Origin of the sequence: Sandaracinus amylolyticus (assembly GCF_000737325.1) — a bacterium.
In the GTDB taxonomy this organism is placed as follows: domain Bacteria; phylum Myxococcota_A; class Polyangia; order Polyangiales; family Sandaracinaceae; genus Sandaracinus; species Sandaracinus amylolyticus.
In genome coordinates this window covers 4922003-4937861 of the sequence record NZ_CP011125.1, presented here as the reverse complement: position 1 = coordinate 4937861, position 15859 = coordinate 4922003, and the positions used below count along the sequence as shown (strand labels likewise).

General features: G+C 72.9%; 14 protein-coding genes. 4 read left to right on the top strand and 10 right to left on the bottom strand.

Annotated features, from left to right (window positions below; all coding sequences use genetic code 11):
- Positions 1-22 precede the first annotated feature (22 nt).
- From glpD to purM, 3 genes are all read right to left on the bottom strand, one after another.
- Complete coding sequence (glpD, locus tag DB32_RS20980) at positions 23-1744, bottom strand: glycerol-3-phosphate dehydrogenase (RefSeq protein WP_169791504.1); 1722 nt, start codon at positions 1742-1744, stop codon at positions 23-25.
- A gap of 110 nt (positions 1745-1854) precedes the next feature.
- Positions 1855-3402, bottom strand: a complete 1548-nt coding sequence (locus DB32_RS20975) for a phytoene desaturase family protein (RefSeq protein WP_053234428.1) — start codon at positions 3400-3402, stop codon at positions 1855-1857.
- A gap of 8 nt (positions 3403-3410) precedes the next feature.
- Positions 3411-4466, bottom strand: a complete 1056-nt coding sequence (gene purM / locus DB32_RS20970) for a phosphoribosylformylglycinamidine cyclo-ligase (protein ID WP_053234427.1) — start codon at positions 4464-4466, stop codon at positions 3411-3413.
- Between the two features lie 48 nt (positions 4467-4514).
- On the opposite strand from purM, the gene DB32_RS20965 reads away from it, so the two are divergent.
- A complete protein-coding gene (locus DB32_RS20965; RefSeq protein WP_053234426.1) occupies positions 4515-5468 on the top strand; it encodes a hypothetical protein in 954 nt (317 codons plus the stop codon).
- Here the strand turns inward: DB32_RS20965 and DB32_RS20960 are convergent.
- The 7 genes from DB32_RS20960 to DB32_RS48385 form a co-directional block, all read right to left on the bottom strand.
- A complete protein-coding gene (locus DB32_RS20960; RefSeq protein ID WP_053234425.1) occupies positions 5457-5846 on the bottom strand; it encodes a hypothetical protein in 390 nt (129 codons plus the stop codon). The two genes, DB32_RS20965 and DB32_RS20960, sit on opposite strands and share 12 nt — an antisense overlap.
- Entirely contained in the window at positions 5843-6124 is a 282-nt protein-coding gene (locus tag DB32_RS20955; RefSeq protein ID WP_053234424.1) for an antibiotic biosynthesis monooxygenase family protein, read from the bottom strand. Before DB32_RS20955 ends, DB32_RS20960 begins: the two co-directional genes overlap by 4 nt.
- Positions 6121-6792, bottom strand: a complete 672-nt coding sequence (locus DB32_RS20950; RefSeq protein WP_075097574.1) for a cobalamin B12-binding domain-containing protein — start codon at positions 6790-6792, stop codon at positions 6121-6123. Before DB32_RS20950 ends, DB32_RS20955 begins: the two co-directional genes overlap by 4 nt.
- 64 nt (positions 6793-6856) lie before the next feature.
- A complete protein-coding gene (locus DB32_RS20945) occupies positions 6857-7276 on the bottom strand; it encodes an HIT family protein (protein ID WP_053234422.1) in 420 nt (139 codons plus the stop codon).
- Entirely contained in the window at positions 7273-8082 is an 810-nt protein-coding gene (locus DB32_RS20940) for a chlorite dismutase family protein (RefSeq protein ID WP_083457571.1), read from the bottom strand. The genes DB32_RS20945 and DB32_RS20940 overlap by 4 nt, the downstream gene beginning before the upstream one ends.
- 69 nt (positions 8083-8151) lie before the next feature.
- Positions 8152-9468: a PEGA domain-containing protein gene (locus tag DB32_RS20935; protein ID WP_053234421.1), complete on the bottom strand. Its 1317-nt coding sequence runs from the start codon at positions 9466-9468 to the stop codon at positions 8152-8154.
- A 71-nt stretch (positions 9469-9539) separates the two neighbouring features.
- Positions 9540-10010 (bottom strand): YbjN domain-containing protein, encoded by a 471-nt coding sequence (locus DB32_RS48385; protein WP_169791503.1) that lies wholly within the window; start codon positions 10008-10010, stop codon positions 9540-9542.
- A gap of 116 nt (positions 10011-10126) precedes the next feature.
- Between DB32_RS48385 and DB32_RS20925 the strand changes: the two genes are divergently transcribed.
- The 3 genes from DB32_RS20925 to DB32_RS20915 all read left to right on the top strand — a co-directional run bounded on the left by DB32_RS20925 (position 10127) and on the right by DB32_RS20915 (position 15856).
- Positions 10127-11824: an N-acetylmuramoyl-L-alanine amidase gene (locus tag DB32_RS20925; protein WP_053234420.1), complete on the top strand. Its 1698-nt coding sequence runs from the start codon at positions 10127-10129 to the stop codon at positions 11822-11824.
- Between the two features lie 168 nt (positions 11825-11992).
- The gene (gene glnD / locus DB32_RS20920) at positions 11993-14758 is read left to right on the top strand and encodes a [protein-PII] uridylyltransferase (RefSeq protein ID WP_053234419.1); all 2766 of its coding nucleotides are present in this window, start codon (positions 11993-11995) and stop codon (positions 14756-14758) included.
- Positions 14759-14836: 78 nt separating this feature from the next.
- On the top strand, positions 14837-15856 hold the full coding sequence (locus DB32_RS20915; protein ID WP_083457569.1) for a tetratricopeptide repeat protein: 1020 nt from the start codon (positions 14837-14839) through the stop codon (positions 15854-15856).
- The last annotated feature ends 3 nt before the right edge of the window (positions 15857-15859 follow it).

Genomic DNA, 15859 nt, shown 5'->3' with positions numbered 1-15859 from the left:
GTAGCGCCCACGGCTGCGCGCTTCAGCCCTTGCGCCAGTGGCGCGAGAGCTCGACCTCGTCGCGATAACGCTGCAGCTCGCGCTGCCTCGTCGCGTCGTCCCATCCGAGCAGCGTGCCCATGTGCGACGCGACGCGCTCCGCGCAGCCGAGGCCCTGATCGACGTCGCGGAAGAAGAGCTGGGTGCGGCGCACGAGCACGTCGCACACCGTCGCTGCCATCTCCTCGCGCACCGCGTGCTCGATCTGCGCGAGGATCTCCGGGCGCCCCGGGACCAGCGGCGAAGCGAGCGCGGGGCGCGCCGCGCAGAGCGCCGCGATCGCGATGGCTCGCGTGCCGTACTGATCGGTCAGGGCCGCCGCGATGGCGTTCGAGATCGTGCCGTTGCTCGCCTGCTCGACCTGCGCGACGACCTGCGTCGCGTCGTCGTCGTCGGGCCAGCCCTCGGCGCCGGGCAGCGGCGCCTTCTCGGTGCGCGACGGCTCGATGTCGCGCCCGGCGAGGCCGTTCGAGAGCTGGAGGTAGCGCACCGCCGTGTCGACGACCTCGATGCTCATGCGGCGGTACGTCGTGAGCTTGCCGCCGGCGATCGTGATGAGGCCCTCCTGGCCGATCACGATCTTGTGCTCGCGGCTCACCTGCGACTCGTTCGCGCCCGCGCCTTCGTCGATCAGCGGACGAAGCCCCGCCCACGTCGCGATCACGTCGGCGTGCGTGAGCGTGTGCTCGGGGAAGTACGCGTTGCTCGCCGCGATCAGGTAGTCGACGTCCTCGCGCGTGGCGTGCACGCGCGACGGATCGCCGGGATCGTCGGTGTCGGTCGTGCCGACGTACGAGCGATCGCCCCACGGGATCGCGAACAGCACGCGCTTGTCGACGGGGTGGAAGCAGACGACCGCGTTGTTCAGCGGGAGCTTCGCGCGATCGACGACGATGTGGACGCCCTTCGTCGTGCGCAGCATGCGCGGCGGCGCGGGCGCGTCGGAGCCCTTGCGCGGCAGGGCGAGGGTGCGATCGGTCCACGGGCCGGTCGCGTTGATCACCGCGGACGCGCGCACGTCCTTGGTCGCGCCGGTGAGCTCGTCGCGGACCGTCGCGCCGCACACGCGCCCGTTCTCGACGAGCAGCTGCGTGACCTTCGCCCACGTCGTGATGATCGCGCCGTTGCGCGCGGCGTCGATCGCGGTCTCGAGCGTCAGGCGCGCGTCGTCGGTCGAGCAGTCGTAGTAGAGCGGCGCGCCCTTCAGATCCTCGCGGCGGAGCGCGGGCTCCTCGGTCTCGAGGTCGCGCGGCGAGAGCATGCGGTGGCGCTTGGGCGAGCGGAACAGCGAGAGCCCGTCGTAGAGCCACATGCCGGCCTGGATGACGAACAGGTTGCGGCGGCTGTCCTTGTAGACGGGGAAGAGGAAGCCGAGCGGGCTGACGAGGTGCGGCGCGAGATCCATCAGGATGCGGCGCTCGCTGACCGACTCGAAGACGAGGCCGACCTCGTACTGCTCGAGGTAGCGCAGGCCGCCGTGGATGAGCTTGCTCGAGCGCGAGCTGGTGCCGAACGCGAGGTCGTTCATGTCGACGACCGCGACGCTCAGCCCGCGTCGCGTCGCGTCGCGCGCGATGCCCGCGCCGTTGATGCCGCCGCCGATGACGAGCAGATCGACCGGAGCGCTGCCGAGGCGCTCCCACATCTGCTGGCGCGTCGCGCCGATCGTGCCGTTGCTCGCAGAACCGCTGTCGGTAGAGGCCATCGAGCCTCGGTTATGAGCCTGCGAATCGCGCGGAACAACTCGAATGACGCGATGCAGCATCGGATGCGAGCGGGGCTCGCATCGGAACGAGGGTCCCCGGCCGCACGAGCTCAGCTCTCGAGCTTGGTCCAGAGGCCGCGACGCAGGATCGCGGGGCGCCGATCGGAGCGGGACACGATGCGCGCCGCGGACCACGCCGCGAGGAGCTGCCCCTCGAGCCCGAGGCCCGGCACCACCTGCGCGTTGCACAGCAGGAGGCGCTTGATCGGCGTGCGCACCGGGAGCGCGCACACGCCGAGCGCGCTCGCGATCGGGAAGCCGTAGAGCGAGTCCATCGTGTGGCGTCCGCGCGCCCACTTCGCGGTCGCCTCGATCGTCGTCCCGGTCGCGAGGTCCTGCGCGGGGCGACCATCGTGCGGCGAGTCCATCCGCACGAGGTTCGAGCCGAGGAACGGCACCAGCTCGCCGAGCGACGCGACGATGTGCTCGCGGATCGTCTCGAGGTAGTCGGCGACGTCCTCGACGCCGCGACGCGGGAGCAGCGCCTCGACGCAGAGGAGGCGGCGGCCCTTCGCGTCGGCGGGATGCGTCTCGACGTGCAGCAGGTTGGCGCCGGAGAGCGGGCGCGACGGATCGCGCACGAAGAACACGTCGCGCGCCATGCCCGCGGGCACGCCATCGGCGCGCAGGTGGAGGTTCAGCGTGTAGCGGTAGTAGCGGACGACGGGCTCGCCGACGCGCTCGAAGAGCTCTTCGAACGGACGGCGATCGGGCAGCACGCGGAGGAACGATCCGACGTCGCTCCCGAGCAGCACGAACGACGCGCCGATCTCCTCGCCCGAGGCCGCGATGCGCACGCCCTCGACGTTCCCGCGCTTCACGAGGATCGCGTCGATCTTGTCGCGCGCGCGGAGCTCGCCGCCGTGCGCGCGGAGGCTCGACTCGATCAGCGCGCGGAGGCTCGCGGCGCCTCCCTCGATCACCGCGCCGCCCTCGCGCCACGACGAGAAGTGACGCAGGAGGCGCAGCGCGGTGCCGTGATCGGGATCCATCCCGTCGGCGAAGCGCACCGGCGCGTGCACGACGAGGCGGAACGGGTGCGTGTCGGGGAGCTCGCGCAGCGGATCGTCGTCGGCGATCGACGCACGCCGATCGGGAGGAGGCGCGAGGTGCGAGATCGCGCGCGCGTGCTCGCGCCGCTCGAAGAACGTCTCGGGCGGCCACACGAGATCGCGATCGACCGCACGATCGAGCGCGATCGACGTCGCGCGGGCGCGCGCGAGGAAGTCGAGCGCGGGGCGCTTCACCTCGGGGAATTCACGATCGATCTCGCGATCGAGGTGCACGGGATCGAGCGCGAGATCGAGGCGATGCCCGGGCAGCGCGACCTGGAAAGCGGGATCGACCACCGCGGCCTGACGGCGGAACGCCTGGGTGATCGCGAGCTCCGCGAAGACGCGTCGCGCGACCGGCGAGTGCGCGGAGAGGAACGAGAAGGGCGCGCGTGGGAGCGCCTCGCCGTCGAGCTCGTAGGTGGGCCCGAGATCGTCCTGACCGAGCACCAGCACGCGGAAGCCGCGCTTCGCGAGCAGCGCGGCGGCGGAGAGCCCGCCGAGGCGGCTCCCGACGACCACCACGTCGTAGAACGATCGGATCACGTTCCTGGTCAGACCGCGGAGGCGAACTGCACGCGGTCTTCGAACTCGACGCCCGGAGTCTCGATGACGCGCCCGATGATCGACGCGCGCTCACCGGCTCCGTTCAGCGCGTCGACCGCGCGCGACGCATCGCTCTGCGGCACGACGACGACGAGGCCGAGCCCGAGGTTGAACGCGCGGCGCATCTCCGCCTCGCTGACGCCGCCGAGGCGCTGCACGAGCTCGAAGATCGCGGGGCGCGCCCACTTGCTCGCGTCGATGGCGACGCCGAGATCGTCGGGGAGCACGCGCGGGATGTTGCCGGGCAGACCGCCGCCCGTGATGTGCGAGAGGGCGCGGATGTCGATCGTCGCGTCGAGCAGCGCGCGCACTGCGCGCGCGTAGATGCGCGTCGGGCGGAGCAGCGCGTCGACGAGCGGCTCGCCGAGCCCCTCGGGCGTCGAGTCGAGCGCGAGCTTCGCGTGATCGAGCAGCACCTTGCGGACCAGCGAGTAGCCGTTCGAGTGCAGGCCGCTCGATGCGACACCGATCACCGCGTCGCCGCTCGCGACGCGCTTGCCGTCGATGATCGCGCTGCGCTCGACCACGCCGACCGAGAAGCCCGCGAGGTCGTACTCGCCGGGCGCGTAGAAGCCGGGGAGCTCCGCGGTCTCGCCGCCGAGGAGCGCGCATCCCGCGTCCTCGCAGCCCTTCGCGATGCCCTGGATGACCGACGCGGTGCGCGCGACGTCGAGCTTCCCGGTCGCGAAGTAGTCGAGGAAGAAGAGCGGACGCGCGCCGGTGGTGACGACGTCGTTCACGCACATCGCGACGAGGTCGATGCCGACGGTGTCGTGGCGATCGGCGAGGAACGCGAGCTTGAGCTTGGTGCCCACGCCGTCGGTGCCCGAGACGAGCACGGGGTCCTTCATGCCCGTCGGGAGGCCGCACAGGCCGGCGAAGCCGCCGACGCCGCTCAGGACCTCGGGGATGCGCGTGCGCGCCGCGAACGGCTTGATCCGCTCGACGAGCTCGTCGCCCGCATCGACGTCGACGCCCGAGTCCTTGTAGGTGATGCCGGCCATAACGCGGCCGGAGGATGCGAGGCGCGCGCGAGCCGAGCAAGAGGGCGTGTGAGCGTCGCGCGCGGTGCCCACGTGATGGGCGAGATGGCGCGCGATCGCCGGACGAGCGAGCTCTACGTCGGGAGCTTCGGCGAGCTCACGAAGCGGCGCGACGCGCTCGCGCGGGCGCTGCGCGACGAGGGCGACGCGGAGGGCGCGGCGCGCGTGAAAGCGCTGAAGAAGCCGCCGATCTCGGCCTGGGCGGTGACGCAGCTCCTCGCGAGCGAAGCGCGCCGGATCGACGCGCTGCTCGATGCGGGCGATGCCGCGCGGGGCGCGCTCGGAGACGTGCTGGGTGGGGCGGATCCCGCGACGCTGCGGGCGCGGATGGACGCGCTGCGCGAGGGGATCGAGGCGCTCACGACGCGCGCCGCGGCGATCATCGAGGGCGAGACCGGGCGTGCTCCGGGCGACGCGGTGATGTCGCGTGTGTCCGACGATCTGCGCGCGCTCGCGCTCTCGCCGGGCGGGCGCGCGCAGGTGGAGCGCGGGTATCTCGAAGAGGACCTCGCGCCGCCGGGGCTCGACGCGCTGGGCGCGGTGGCGATGCCGGCAGCGCCGGTCGCGCGGCTGCGCACGAAACAGGCGGCAGCGCGACGCGCGGCGGAGACGCGAGAGCACGTGCGCGTGACCGACGAGCGCGCGCGGGCGCGCCAAGAAGCGCAGCGACAGCGAGACGAAGAGCGCGCGCGGCGCGACGAAGAGCGCGCGCGAAGCGAAGCCGCGGCCGAAGAGGCACGCCGCGAAGAAGAAGCACGTCGCGCGCGAGCGCGCCGCGCCGAGCAGGAGGCGCGACGCGAAGCCACCCGCCGCGCCGCGGACGAAGCGCGCGCGCGTCGTGCGAAGCTCCGCGCCGAAGCGCAGGAGCTCGCGCGCGAGGCCGATCGCGCGGAGGAGCTCGCGCGCGAAGCGCGACGTCGCGCCGACGAAGCGCGCCGCGCCGTCGAGCGGCTAGAGCGCTAGCGCGCGCTCGGTGCCCGCGTCGAGGAGCGCGATCACCGCGTCCGCTTCGTCGGTCGCGAGCCGCTCGCGCAGCACCTCCGCGAGCACGCGGAAGTTCTCGATCACGTCGTCGCGCATCACCTTGCGGCTCTCGAGCATCGGCACGAGCCACGCGACGTAGTCGGTGAACAGCGACGTTTGGCCCATCGTCAGCGCCGCGACCAGGAACGTCAGGTGGAACTGCGTGTCCTCGAGACAGCGCACGCGCGCGACGTCGCCCCACGGCGCCCAGCGCTCCGCGTCCTTCGCGAGCTCGCGCGTGACCGTCTCCTCCGCGAGCTCCGCGCGCGTCCGCTCGATGATGCGCGCCGCGCGCGCCGATGCCGGGATCGCGCTCACGTCGCCACCTGCTCGTAGAGCGTGAAGATCGCGTCCTGCTCCTCGCCCTCCGCGTGCACTGCGCGGAAGTCCTCCGACTTGAGGTACGCGCCGAGCGCGGCGCGGCTCTCCCAGCGCGTCACCAGCACGAACTCGGGGCGGGCGCCGATCGAGCGCAGCACCTCGAGCCCGCGGAACCCGAGGTGCCCGTCTACGAGCCGCGAGCGCGCGCGGAAGCGACGCTCGATCTCGTCGGCCTCGGTCGCCTCGCACGAGAAGCGCGAGATCGCCACGATCATGCCTGCTCTCCTCGGAACGTCGCCTCGGCCATCGAGAGCAGCTCCTCGGCGCTGCGCCCTGCGCCGATCACGCCGAGCCTCGACGCGACGGGCGCCCAGTCGCTGCACGCACCGCCGCCGATCGCGATCGGCACGTCGGGCACGAGCTCGCGGATGCGCGACACGGTGCGCTCGAGCTCGGGCAGGTGGAACGCGAGCGTCACCGAGAGCACGACGAGGTCGGGCTTCATGTCGTGGACCATGCCGGCGAGCGACTCGCGCGGGACGTCGGCGCCGAGGAACTTCACGTCGTAGCCCTCGAGCTCGAGCGTGTCCGCCGCGAGCCGCGCCGGGAACGCGTGCTGCTCGCCGGGCACGCACGACACGAGCACGCGCCGGTGGCGCGGCGCCGAGAGCGGTGCGCGCCAGTAGAGGTGCGCGAGCGCGACGAGCGCGACCGACGTCCCCATGTGCTCGCGCGCGACGCTGATGCGGTTCTCCTGCCAGAGCCGCCCGATCGTCTCCTGGCCCGCGCGCACGAGCTCGCGACGCAGCGTCGTCGCGTCGTAGCCCAGCGCGAGACCGCGCTCGATCACCGCGACGCCCGCGCGCGCGTCGCCCGCGAGCTGCGCGTCCAGGAACGCGTGTCGCAGCTCGGCCAGCACAGGCGCGGCGCTCGCTCGTTGCATCACGAATGTCTCTCGCGGAGGGCGCCTAGTTCGTAGACGCCCCCGGGTGCGTCACAAGATCACGTCAGGAGATCGCGGCCGCGATGCGCGCCGCGAGCTCCTTGCCCGCCGCGCCGTCGAGCGACCCCGGGCGCCAGCCGACGCCGAGCCCGCGCTCGCCGCGCTTCGGGATGATGTGGAAGTGCACGTGGAACACCGCTTGGTGCGCCTCCGCGCCGTTGTTCTGCAGGATGTTGTAGGCCGTCGCGCCGGTCGCCTGGATCACGGCGCGCGCGAGGCGCGGCAGCACGCGGCCGATCGCCGCCGCCGACTCGTCCGAGAGCTCGTGGAGGAACGCCTTGCGCTCCTTCGGGATCACGAGCGTGTGCCCTTCGGAGAGCGGCCCGATGTCGAGGAACGCGAGCACGTGCTCGTCCTCGTACACGCGATGGCAGGGGATCTCGCCCTCGAGGATGCGATCGAAGATCGTTCGCGTCTGCGTCACGGCTTGGCTCCTCCGGCGTGGCGATGGACCGCGCGGCCGACGAAGAAGGGGCCCATCTTCACGATGAACTCCGAGGTCTGCCTCGTGTGACGCATCGACTGCACCACGTGCGAGAGCGGGTGCAGCGCCTTGCCGACGAGCCCGACGACGAACTCGTTGTCGCCCGCGTCGAGCCCGTGACACGCGAGGCGCACGTCGTGCGCGAGATCCGCGCGCCCGTACGCCATGCCGATCGACGCGTGCTCGCGGAGGACGATCGACTGGTCGTGCTTCTCGAGCTTCTCGAACGCGCCGCTGCGACGCAGCGGGTACCACACGGCCCAGTCCCATCCCTCGTGCAGCACGTACTCGACGGGACGGCGCAGGAGGCCGTGCTCGAGGTCGGGCTCGTGGCCGAGCGAGTACGTGCGGCCGATCATCGTGTGATCGTGGCGCTGCACGAGACGACGGCGCGTGCCTTCGTGGAACACGGGGCGCACGCGATCGACGAAGTGCGCGGGATCCTCGCTCCAGGTGAGCAGCGCGAGCCCCGAGGGCGAGTTCGTGTCGGCGTAGAGCACGTGCGCGACGCCCGCGTCGATCAGCGCGCGCGCGAGCTCGCGCTGCACGTCGGCGGGGGAGGGCAGATCGCGATCGGCGGGCACGTCGAACACGAGCAGCTGCATGAAGAGGCGGCGATCCATCACCTGGCGCTCGCCGTCGCGCTTGCCGCCCCACTCCCGCACGTCGATCTCGGGCAGGCCGGGCCCACCGCCCTCGGGCCGCGCTCCGTGACGCGGTGCTCCTCGATCGTCGTCGCTGCTCATCGCCGTCCTCCTTGCGTGAGCGTCAACGTACCCGCTGGGACCACGAGGTCCAGCGTCTCGAGCGCGCGATCAGTACGGGCTCTCGGTGACGAACCCCGCGCCGCGCGACGAGCCCGTGCGCGGGGACGACGCGCGCGGACGGATCGTGCTCGCGGCCTGCGGACGCGGGGCGGTCGCGCGAGGTGCACGGGACGCGGGGCGGCGCGCCGTCGTCGTCGCGACGCGCGGCGGCGGAGGCGTGCGCTCGAGGCGCAGCGTCAGCGTGCGGTCGTCGGTGAGCGCGACGGTGCTGGTCGCGTCGACGTGGCCCTCGGCGCGCGCGACGAGCGTGTGCGACGAGCCCTCGGGCAGGCGACCGTCGTACGGGTTGTTGACGGGGTTGCCGTCGAGCAGCAGCGTCGCGCGCTCGGGATCGGTGCGCACCCGCAGGCGACGCATCGGCGCGGGAGGCGGCGGCAGCGCGGCGACGACCGGCGCGGGCTCCACGACGGGCGCGGGCGCGGGCGCGATCGGCTCGGGCGCGATCGGCTCTGCGACCGTCGGTTCCGGCGCGATCGGCTCGGCAGCGATCGACGGCTCGGGCGTGACTTGCGCGACGGGCGCCGCGGCTGCGGCCGCGACGGGCTCGGCTGCCGCAGTCGTGGTCGGCGTCGTCGTCGGCGGCGCAGTCGGTGCCGCGACGCTCGTCGTCGCGACGGGCGCGCTCGAGCCCGACGTCATCGCGATCCCCCCTGCCACGACGAGCAGCGTGATGAGCGCCGCCGCACCGAGGAGCACGTTGCGCGTCGAGCTCGATGCCGGCAGCGCCGGGAGCTCCGACGTCACGTCGGGTGAAGTCTCGACCGCGGGACGCGAAGGCTCGTGAGGACGCGCCGACTGCCGAGGGCGCGACGGAGCGCGCCCGTGCGTCTGCGCGACCGGCGCGGTCGAGACGCGTGCCGGCGGCGCGAAGTCGATCCCATCGCTCGCGCTCGATGCCTCGGTCGCCGCCGCAGCTGCCTCGGCGGCCTTCGCAGCTTCGGCGGCCTGCGCGGCCGCGTGCGCCGCGGCGGCCTCTGCGAGCGCCGCGCGATGTGCCTCGATCGTGGCAGCCGCGGCGTCGAGCTTCTCGGTCTCGCCGACCGCGCTCCACACGTCATCGCTGGGCGCGGCGGGCGCTGCCTGCGAGGCGCCGCTCGCCGGCTGCGCGAGGTCGGGCCCGAGCTCCCACAGCGCGAACACCTTCGACGCGTGCTTCTCCGCCGCGGTGTCGTCGAAGTCGCCTTTCGCGGCGCCCCAGAATCCGCCCTCGTCCGCAGCCGCCGGTGGGCTGCCGCTCGCCTCGTTCGCAGGCGCCGTCGGCGCGCGATCGGTGCTCGGGCTCGGGTCCTCGGCGGCGCTGCTCATGAGGTCGACCCCGGCGCCTTGGGGGAGCCGGGTGGGAGCAGCCTACCATCGCGTTTCCGCCGTCGCTACCGTCAGGAACGCTCGGTCCCGAAGATCTGCGTGAGCCGATCGTCCCACTCGTCCGCGACGCTCGCCATCGTGTGGAGCAGGTCCTCGAACTCTTCGTAGTCGAGCCCGCTGAGACGTCGCAGCGCACGCAGGTAGACCGCGTCCTTGTCCTTGTCGATGGCGAACGCGGCGTCGCTCGTGACGAGGAAGTTCAGCTCGAGCAGGCGTCGATAGAACGCCTCGCGCCCGCCCGCGGTCTCGCGTGGGATGTCCATGATGCGCGAGAGGAAGAGCAGGATCCCGTGCTCGTGCAGCACGTTGATCCCGACGGTCGCCGAGCCGCGACGCACGTCGGTGTATCCGTCGCCGTCGAGGGGATCGAGCTCGACGCCCACCGCTGTCCCGAAGCGCCGGAGGTAGTCGTTGACCATCTCCGTCGCGTCGCGATAGACCCGGCCGGTCTGGCGATCCTGGTACGTGGGAGTCTCGCTCACGTCATCGCTCTCCTGGCTGGCGATCAATCCTGGCTCGCGATCAAGCAGTGGAGTCGGGGCGAGACCGCGACACACACCGAGACGAGCCCGTGCACCGCGCCCGCAGCGTCCACCCCGTGAGCCCGCGATGCTACTCGCGACGCTCGTGGCTGAACAGCGTGATGCTCGCGCTGCTCGTCGCTGCGTGCGGCGCGCCCGCGGAGACGGACGTCGATACCGGACCGCGCGATTCCGGGCGCGCGTCGCCGCCCGAGGTGAGCGAGCTCGACGCGATGGGCATCCCGCTCGATCGGCTCCGCGCGATCGAGGACGCGTGGGCTGCGCGCGCCGGTGCGAGCGAGCAGGGCGTGCGTGCCGCGCGACGTGCGGCGTCGCTCGCGCGCGTCCGTGCGCTGCGCGAGCCCGACGGTGACGGGCTCGCGCGCGCTCGTGCCCTGCTCGCCGACGCGTCGCTGCGACGCGACGTGCCCGGTGCGTGCGACGCCGCGATCGATCTCGCGCGGCTCGAGGCGCGTGACGCGGTCGATCCCACCGCGGCGTATCTCGTCGCGCACCGCGCGTCGCGGCGCTGGACCGACGAAGCGTGCGCGCTCGAGGCGCGACGCATCCTCGGCGCGCTCGAGGGGCATCGTCCCGATCGCGCGCTGCTCGCCGCGATCGACGCCGATCCGAACGCCGACGATCCCAGCATCGGCCTCGCTGGTGATCCCGAGCCTCCGCGCGACGCGCTCGAGGCGTGGGCTGCCGAGCGGACCATCTCGGGGGAGCCGGCGACGCTCGAGTCGATCGTCGTCTACGGCCACGAGGATCGCGAGGCACGCAGCGTGCGCGTCGTGCTCGCGCTCGATCGCGTCGCGGCGTACGAGCGTCTCGATCTGCCCGCGGCGGGCGAGCTCCCTGCGCGTGTCGCGATCGATCTCGCATCGACGACGCCCGCGTCGGCGCTGCCCTCGACGATCCCGGTGGGCGCGGCCGGCCTCGCGCGCATCCGCCACGCGCGGCGCGACGACCGGACGCGAGTCGTGCTCGACCTCGAGCCCGGCACGGGCGCGCGCGTGTTCTTGCTGCCGCAGCCGTTCCGCGTCGTGATCGACGTGACGCGTGGCGAGCCCGGCGCTGCGACCACGACCGGCGCGGCGCGCGACGTCGATCTCATCCTGATCGATCCCGGTCACGGCGGCGACGACTACGGCGCGCGCGCGTTCGGGATGCGCGAGGCCGACATCGTCCTCGATCTCGCGATGCGCGTGCGCGACGTGCTGCGCCGTCGCCTGCCGAACGTGCGCATCGTGCTCACGCGCGACCGCGACGTGTTCGTCTCGCTCGAGCAGCGCGCTGCGATGGCGAACGCGGTGTCCGCCGATGCGTTCGTCTCGATCCACCTGAACGCGGCCGACGAGTCCGTCGACCACGGCGGCGTGACCACGTTCGTGCTCGACACCACGAACGATCGTCAGGCGCTGCGCCTCGCCGCGCGCGAGAACGGAACGACCACCGCGGAGGTCGGCGGCCTCGCGCGCATCCTCGCGGGGCTGCGTCGCGAGGAGCAGGTCGCCACGTCGCGCGCGCTCGCCGAGCGCATCCACCGGGGCACGCTCGCCGGCGGTCGCACGGTGCTCCCGCGGCTCCACGATCGCGGCGTGCGCAGCGCGATGTTCTACGTGCTGGTCGGCGCGACGATGCCGGCGGTGCTCGTCGAGGCGTCGTTCATGACGCGCGAGGACGAGGCCGACGCGCTGCGCAACGATCGCTACCGAGGCGCGCTCGCGGACGGCATCGCGGAGGGCATCGTGCGCTGGGTCGAAGGGCGCTGATCCTCGACGGATGGACAGGCATTCCAGTCCCGAACTCGGGATGTGACAAGAGAGCTCGCGAAGCAGCCGGCGCGGGCACGGACGGGCGCTGGCTGCGCAGCGAGCCGTCGAATTCGTCGCCGTCCGATGTTTGCACGGGAATGAATCGCGCCGAATACTTTCGGCCTCATGGCCGAAGGCGCGCGTTCGTCGCTCTCGGGGCGGGGCCCGGGAGGTCCCGCTCCCTCGCTCGACCTCGCCACGTTCGCGCCCGGGCTCGGCAAGACGTGCGAGGAGTATCGCGCGACGTATCGCGAGCGCCTCGCCGAGATGGTACGTCGCGGCGAGAGCGGTGTGCGCGTCGCGTCGATGCACGCGCGCATCCTCGACGGCCTGCTGAGCGCGCTCTACTGCGCATCGATCGCTGCCGCGAAGACCCACGGTCGCGGGCCTCGGGGTCGCACCGCGCTGCTCGCGGTCGGCGGCTACGGGCGTGGCCTGCTCGGGTTGCACAGCGATCTCGACGTCGTCGTGCTCTGCGAGGATCCCGGCGATCCCGGCGCGGCGCTCGTCGCGCAGGCGCTGCTCTATCCGCTGTGGGATCTCGGCCTCGAGATCGGCCACGCGGTGCGTGGCGTGGACGAGACGCTCGCGCTCGCGCGCGACGATCTGCGCACCGCGACGACCCTGCTCGACGTGCGGCGCGTCTCGGGCGACGCGAGCCTCGTGGACGAGCTGCTGCGCGGCGCGCGCCGTCACGTGTTCGAGCCGGCGATGAGCGACATCCTCACCGCGCTCGCGACCGACACCGACGCGCGCCACGAGCGCTACGGCGGATCGCGCTTCCTCCTCGAGCCCGAGGTGAAGAACGGCTGCGGAGGCCTGCGCGATCTCGACGTGATCCTCTGGACCGCGAACGTGCGCTGGGCCGCGCGCTCGCTCGAGGAAGCGGTCGCGCAGGGCGTGCTGCTCCATCGCGAGGCGCAGGAGCTCGACGCGGCGCGCGAGCTGCTCTGGCGCGTCCGCAACCTGCTCCACGCGCGCGGCGAGCAGAACGGCGGATCGGGTCGCCGCCACGACCGCCTCACGTTCGAAGATCAGGAAGACGTCTCGGCGCAGATGGGCTTCGTCGACGACGGAGTCTCGCTCGGCGTCGAGCAGTTCATGCAGACGTACTACCGCCACGCGCGCGTGGTGGAGACCGGCGTCGAGCGCATGCTCTCGCGCGCTCGCCACCACGATCGCAAGGCCCCCGCGCCGCTCGAGGAGCTCGGCGGCGGTGTGCTCGTGTTCGACGGGCACGTGACGCTGCGCGAGTCGGAAGCGCTCGAGCGCGACCCCGCGCTCGCGCTGCGCCTGTATCGCCAGGTGGTCCGCCGCAACCTCCCGCCGTACGCGTTCGCGCGCGATGCGATCGCGCGAGCGGCCGCGGATCCCGTGTGGTGCGAGCGCCTGCGCGCGAGCCGCGAGGCGGCCGATCTCTTCCTCGAGCTCCTGACGCACGTCGGCGATGCGCCGGTGCGTCGCGGCTCGATGCTCGCGGAGCTGCACGAGGTCGGCGTGCTGCTCGCGATGATCCCGGAGTTCGAGCCGGTCACCGGCCGCGTGCAGCACGACGTCTACCACGTGTACACGGTCGACGTTCACTCGGTCGCTGCGGTCGATCGCCTGCGTGCGCTGATGCGCGGCGATCACGCGAGCGATCTCCCGATGCCGACGCGCCTCGCGGCGGACGTGCCGCGCCCGATGACGCTCTTCCTCGGCGTGCTGCTGCACGACATCGGCAAGGGACGCGGCGGGCACCACGCGACGATCGGCGCGCAGCTCTCGGTGCCGATCGGCGAGCGCCTCGGGCTCACGCCGGGCGACGTGCTCCACGTGCGCTGGCTCGTCGAAGAGCACCTCAGCCTCTACCACTGGGCGCTCCGTCGCGACATCACGGATCCCGACACGATCGCCGAGGTCGTGCGTCGCGTCGGCACGCTCGATCGGCTGCGCGATCTCTACGTGCTCACCGTCGCGGATCTCTCGACGACGAACCCGAATGCGATGACCTCGTGGAAGGCGCGCATGCTCGACGACCTCTACCTCGCGACCGCCGCGTGGCTCGAGGCGCCGGCGGGGCAGGGCGGCGAGCAGGGCGAGAAGCGCGCCGACGCGATCCGCGATCAGGTGCGCGTCGGGTTCGTGGGGGACGGTCGGCAGGCGGAGCTCGAGTCGTTCCTCGCGTCGATGCCCGATCGGTACGTGCTCGCGAACCCCGTCGACGTCATTCGCGCGCATGCGCGCGTCGTGCGCGATCGCGATGCTCGCACCGTGCACGTCGCGCTGCGCCCGGGCCCGAGCGAGGAGGTCGCGGAGCTCGTCGTCGTCACCGACGATCGTCCCGGGTTGCTCGCCGACGTCGCGGCGGTGCTCGCTTCGTCTCGGCTCGACATCACGACCGCGCAGATCCACACGCGGCCGCGCGCGGGCTCGCACGACGAGGCGTTCGACGTGTTCCAGGTGCGCCGCACCGGCGCGGCCGAGGGCGAGCCCGTCGATCGCGAGCTGGTCTCGCGCATCCAGAAGGATCTCGAGGATCTCGTCACCGGTCGGGTGAGCGCGAAGGATCTCCTCGCGCGCCGCGCCGCGCCGCCCGCGTGGGCGCGCAAGCACATGCCCGCCGTGAAGACCGAGATCCTCGTCGACGACGACGTCTCGCCGCGCTTCACCGTCATCGACGTGTTCACGCGCGATCGCGTCGGTCTGCTCCACGCGATCGCGCGCACGCTGCACGAGCAGGGGCTCTCGATCGCGCTCTCGAAGGTCACGACCGAGGGCGAGCGTGTCGCCGACGTGTTCTACGTGACCGACGAGCGCGGCGCGAAGCTGCGCGACGGCGCGCGGGTCGCGGCGCTCAAGGACGCGCTGCGCGCCGCGATCGACGCGCTCGCCGAGCGCGACGCGCGCTGATCGTTCTTCGTCGTCGCGCGTCTCATCTCGTCCGGCGCGGGCTCGACAGCAAGCCGCGTCAGGAGATAGAGAGGCCGCATGCGGAGAACGCTCAGGTCCGGCGCGCTCGTGCTCGTGCTCCTCGGGTGTGGCGGGGGCAGCAGCGCCGGAGGCGCGACGTCGAGCGGCGGCGAGGAGCCGATCGAGTTCGACGACGAGGCCGCCGCGCGCCGCGCGCCACCCGCGAGCGAAGAGGTCACGCAGGCGGAGCAGCTGATCGCGCAGGGCGAGCCCGATCGCGCGGTGCCGCTGCTCGAGGCGGCGATCGAGCGCGATCCCCGCGACGTGCGCGCCCGCCTCGACCTCGGTCTCGCCCACGAGATGCGCGAGGATCTGCCGGCCGCAGAGCGCGCGTACCGCGGCGCCATCGAGGTCGACCCGACGTTCGCGGAAGCGCTCAACAACCTGGGCGCGCTGCTCCGCGACACCGAGCGCGGCGAGGAGGGCATCGCGATGCTGCGCCGCGCGGTCGAAGCGCGTCCGGGGCTCGCGTCGGCGCACCTCAACCTCGCGCTCGCGCTCGAAGACGCGGGCGACGACGCCGGCGCCGAGAACGAGTACCGCACCGTCATGCGCCTCGCGCCGCGCGACCCTGCGAGCCGCACCGCGCTCGCGATGATCCTGCTCTCGCGCGGCGAGCGCGATCAGGCGCTGATCGAGCTGCGCCGCGCGCTCCCGCTCGCCGAAGGAAGCCGCGCCGATCTCGCGGCGATCGGGAACGGGCTGCGCCGCGCCGGCGATGCCGACCTCGCGGTGCGCGCGCTCGGCGAGGCGATCGCCGCCGAGGACGCACCCGCGCCGCCCGCGCTGCGCGCCGAGCTCGCGCTCGCGGAGTACGCCGCGGGCCAGCGCGAGGCCGCCGAAGCGCGCATCCGCGAGATCATCCGCGACGAGCCGAGCTATCCCGATGCGCACTGGGTGCTCGCGAACATGCTCGCCGCGCGCGAGGCCTGGCGCGACGCCGCGACCGAGTACCAGACGTTCTTGCGCATGGCCCCGGACGCGCCCGAGGCCGCGCAGGCGCGCGCCCGACTCGAGCACGTGCGCGCCCAGCGCTGATCG